Source organism: Lentilactobacillus sp. (genome assembly GCF_040773105.1).
GTDB classification, from domain to species: domain Bacteria; phylum Bacillota; class Bacilli; order Lactobacillales; family Lactobacillaceae; genus Lentilactobacillus; species Lentilactobacillus parabuchneri.
In genome coordinates, this window is sequence record NZ_JAXGWW010000193.1 from 1 (window position 1) to 3,977 (window position 3,977).

Here is a 3,977-nt window from a genome sequence, read left to right on the forward strand (position 1 = left end):
GTCGACTTTGCCGATGTAGTCGTTCTTGCCGGCGAGACCGCAGGAAGGGGTAACAGAATAGTCGGTAAATTGTCCCACCGGCACTTGCGTTTGGTATTCCGCAAAAGCCGGGTAAATAGTGGTCGGAAAATGAACATTTATGTTATCAACCTTAAGGTAAGAAATCTTGCTGTGACCTTGCCGCTCATACCCGATAATACCTGCATCTGCCAGCTTATTAAGGTGCATTAAAACAATTGTGCTACTCAAGCTTAATTTTTGGGATAACTCCTGAACACTCATTCGTTTAGATGAGAGTGTTTGAATGATTTTGATTCGAACGGGACTCGCTAAGGCTTTGTAAACCTCAAGCGAGTCGTCTGAAATGTCTAAATCCACACTTGTGACCTCTTTTCCAATTGAATACGCGAATATCGAATGCGGTTTGTTGTTTAAGACCCAATTTGGAATTTAAAACAACAAAAATGTTGATCTTAAAATTGTAACCGTTTTCTAATCGCCTTTATATTAGCAAAAATATTTTTTTAAGTCAAAAAGTAATTGAATAGTTACATAAATGCTTGTAACCGCTTTATTCATAAAATATGATAAGAATGTGCACAAGAGAGATAGACAATACGTAGCAAATATAAGAAAAGAGGATGTTACTTTGACAGTTTATATTAATCCGCTCATTGTTCAGCGGGCCGATCCGTTTATTTACAAACACTCAGACGGCTACTATTACTTTACCGCCTCAGTTCCTGCCTATAATCTGATCGAAATTCGACGCGCAAAGACCCTTGAAGGGTTGGCGCACGCAGCACCAAGAACGATTTGGCGTAAGCATAAAAGTGGACCGATGAGTCAGTTGATCTGGGCGCCTGAAATTCACTATATCGACGGCAAGTGGTTTATCTACTTTGCAGCCTCAGAAACAACCGCATTGGACGAAAATGGGATGTTCCAACACAGAATGTTCTGTATCGAGTGTGACAACGCTGACCCAATGCGCAGCGAAGACGATTGGGTTGAACATGGTCAAGTACAAACGGGTATGGATAGCTTTTCACTTGACGCAACCTGTTTTGAAGCCAATGGCAAGCTTTACTACGTCTGGGCTCAAAAAGATCCAGATATTAAAGGCAATTCAAATCTCTATATTGCCGAAATGGAAAATCCATGGACACTTAAAACAAAGCCGGTCATGCTTTCCAAACCTGAGTTTGATTGGGAAACCATCGGATTTTGGGTCAACGAAGGGCCAGCCGTCATTCATCGAAATGGCCACTACTTCCTCACCTATTCGGCTAGCGCAACTGATGAGCACTATGCTATGGGAATGTTAAGCATTGACGATGATAAAGATTTACTGGACGCCAAAAATTGGAGCAAATCCAAGACACCTGTATTTCAAAGTGATATGGCAACTCATCAATATGGTCCTGGGCACAATTCATTTACAGTCGCTGAAGATGGTCAGACCGATATTCTTGTCTATCACTGCCGTGATTACACCGAAATTAAGGGTGATCCGCTCTACGATCCAAACCGTCATACGAAGGTTCAAGCGTTTACTTGGAACGATGACGGGACCCCTAATTTTGGTAAGCCGGTTCCTTATAACTATGAATAATAAATTGCAGGAGGCATGTTATTATGCAAAATAGTGAAAGTGCACCACAAAAAAAGCAAAGTAAGCACTTCTGGGGTTTCCCGTTTACCCACTTTACCTACTTCTTCATGTGGCAAATTATTTTTGGGTATTTAACCCTTTGGATGGAACAAGTCGGGCACTTGAACGGTGCTGAAGCCGGAATCGTATTTTCAGCAATGTCCGGTCTGTCACTTTTATTCCAACCAGCATTTGGTGTTTGGTCTGATCGATTACTGTTTAAGAAGAACTTGCTATTTATGATTTCGATCGCTGCTATGTTAATCGGACCATACTTCCAATGGGTCTTTCTTCCATTGATGCACATCAATTCATTGTTGGTTGCTTTAGTCACCGGGGTCTTTCTTTGCTTCATCTTTAACGGTGGTGTTTCAGTTATTGAACAGTATGTTCAACGTGCCAGCTTGGCTAATGGTTTTGAATATGGTCACTCACGGATGGGTGGTTCATTAGCCGGTATGACAGCTTCATTCTTAGGTGGTCAGTTGTTCATTTGGCAACCAAATGCGATTTTCTGGGCATGTTCAATTTCAGCAACCATTCTGACTGGTCTGTTGATGTTCAGCGATAAAATTGACATGGACAATGCCGCAGCTGCTGGGGATACCTCAACTAAGCTCGACATGAAGCAAATTGGTAAGATCTTCAAGATCAAGAACTTCTGGTATCTGTCAATCTTCTACATTGGCGCTTCAGCTATCTACGATGTTTTTGACCAACAGTTTATTATCTTCTTCAAGTCATTCTTTGAGAACGCCGCACAAGGAACTCAGGCATATAGTTACATGACCACTGCACAAATTGGTCTGGAATTCCTGCTCATGTTCCCAATGCCTTGGATCATTAACAAGATTGGTTCCAGAAATGGTTTAATTATTTACGGCTGTATCTTAGCTATCCGGATTATTGGTAGCGCGTTATCCCCAAGTCTCATCTGGGTCGTATTTCTCCGTTTGCTTGCGGGATTCGAAATGCCGTTGGTACTTGTTTCAATCATGAAATATATTGCCGGAGCCTTCGATATTCGAGTATACGCGACCGTTTACGCACTGGCGTCGAATTTCGCTAAACAAATATCCGTCTTCGTCTTCTCAGCACTTGCTGGTAACATGTACGACTCAATCGGTTTCCACCACACTTACCTCATTCTTGGTGCAATCGTTGCGGTTGTCACGGTCTTTGCTGCATTTACTTTGAAGAAGGAAGACCCTGTTCAAGCTGGTGAAGTTGACCAAGAAGGTAACACCAAGGCTTGATCAAATAATTCAGTAACACTTTAATTTGTGAGCACTCTATAAAACCCCATAAAATAGCACTTATCCTTGAAAGCCACTAGAGTTGTTTAGAACTCTAAGTGGTGTAGATGGATAAGTGCTATTTGTTTATCTTAATAAACCCGTTTGCCCGCCATCCAAGTTTGCGCAACCCGGACGTCTTTGATTTCCTCGTGTGGCACTGAAAAAATATCGCGGTCCAAGATGACAAAGTCACCGGCAAAGCCAGGTGTTAACTGACCATTTGAAGTAAAGCCGCCAATTTTGGCTGGCCAGTTCGTGTACGCTAGAACAGCTTCCAGGACAGTAATGGCCTCGTCGGCGTTCACCTCGTCACCGTTTGACGCTTTGCGGGTGACCGCAGCGTAAATATTAACAAATGGACTGTCCGGCTCGGCCCATGGCGTACATGGCGCATCTGAACTCAAGGCAAACGCCGCTTTGGACTTAATCATGGATTTGACCCGGTAGGCTTCCTTGAACTGCTTTGGCGATAAGAAATGACGGTACGACTCATCTTCAGCAAAAAAGAAAATCGGTTGTGTTACCAAGGCGTAATTCATTCTGGCGTGATTAAGTTGGTTGAGCATTGCGTCTGACAAGATTGAAGCGTGCTCGATGCGAATCGACGGCCGATCCGATAGCCAAGGGGTCATCTGATCGGTGACGTCTAAAATGAGTTGAATCGCAGCATCACCCATGGCGTGAACGGCGACTTGGAGGTGGTTGCTTTGAGCAAAGTCAACAGCTTGTTTGAGCTTATCGGCGTCCGTCAGGCAGACACCCTGAATACCACTTGGATAAGGCACACTGTTATAAGCAGTTTCCCCTGAGATGCTGCCATCCATGAAGACTTTGATGCCGGCAATTCTGAGCTGTGGGTCATCTGTCGGCAGTAACCGCGGTTGACCAGCAACTTCATCATAGACATAGTAAATGGAGGCTTTAGGCTTGAATTCGTCTTTTACAGCATCCTGGTACAACTCTAGTGAGTCATATGGTTGGGTTCGACCCATCATTTCTCCGATGGCGACAATGCCGTTTTCTAA

4 protein-coding genes are annotated in these 3,977 nt (G+C 43.6%); 2 read left to right on the top strand and 2 right to left on the bottom strand.

Annotated elements, in window-relative coordinates; all coding sequences use genetic code 11:
- Positions 1-378, bottom strand: a 378-nt coding sequence (locus tag AB3112_RS09110) for an ArsR/SmtB family transcription factor (RefSeq protein ID WP_367334342.1), incomplete at its 3' end; no start/stop codon positions are given.
- A gap of 271 nt (positions 379-649) precedes the next feature.
- On the opposite strand from AB3112_RS09110, the gene AB3112_RS09115 reads away from it, so the two are divergent.
- The gene (locus tag AB3112_RS09115) at positions 650-1,615 is read left to right on the top strand and encodes a family 43 glycosylhydrolase (RefSeq protein WP_084998394.1); all 966 of its coding nucleotides are present in this window, start codon (positions 650-652) and stop codon (positions 1,613-1,615) included.
- 23 nt (positions 1,616-1,638) lie between these two features.
- The gene (locus tag AB3112_RS09120) at positions 1,639-2,910 is read left to right on the top strand and encodes an oligosaccharide MFS transporter (RefSeq protein WP_084974534.1); all 1,272 of its coding nucleotides are present in this window, start codon (positions 1,639-1,641) and stop codon (positions 2,908-2,910) included.
- Between the two features lie 131 nt (positions 2,911-3,041).
- Here AB3112_RS09120 and AB3112_RS09125 read toward each other — a convergent pair.
- On the bottom strand, positions 3,042-3,977 hold a 936-nt coding region (locus AB3112_RS09125; RefSeq protein WP_367334343.1), incomplete at its 5' end, for an amidohydrolase.

What these genes read in the sequence shown, in the direction of transcription:
- AB3112_RS09120 (WP_084974534.1), top strand. Translation starts at nt 1,639, where the DNA reads ATGCAAAATAGTGAAAGTGCACCACAAAAAAAGCAAAGTAAGCACTTC.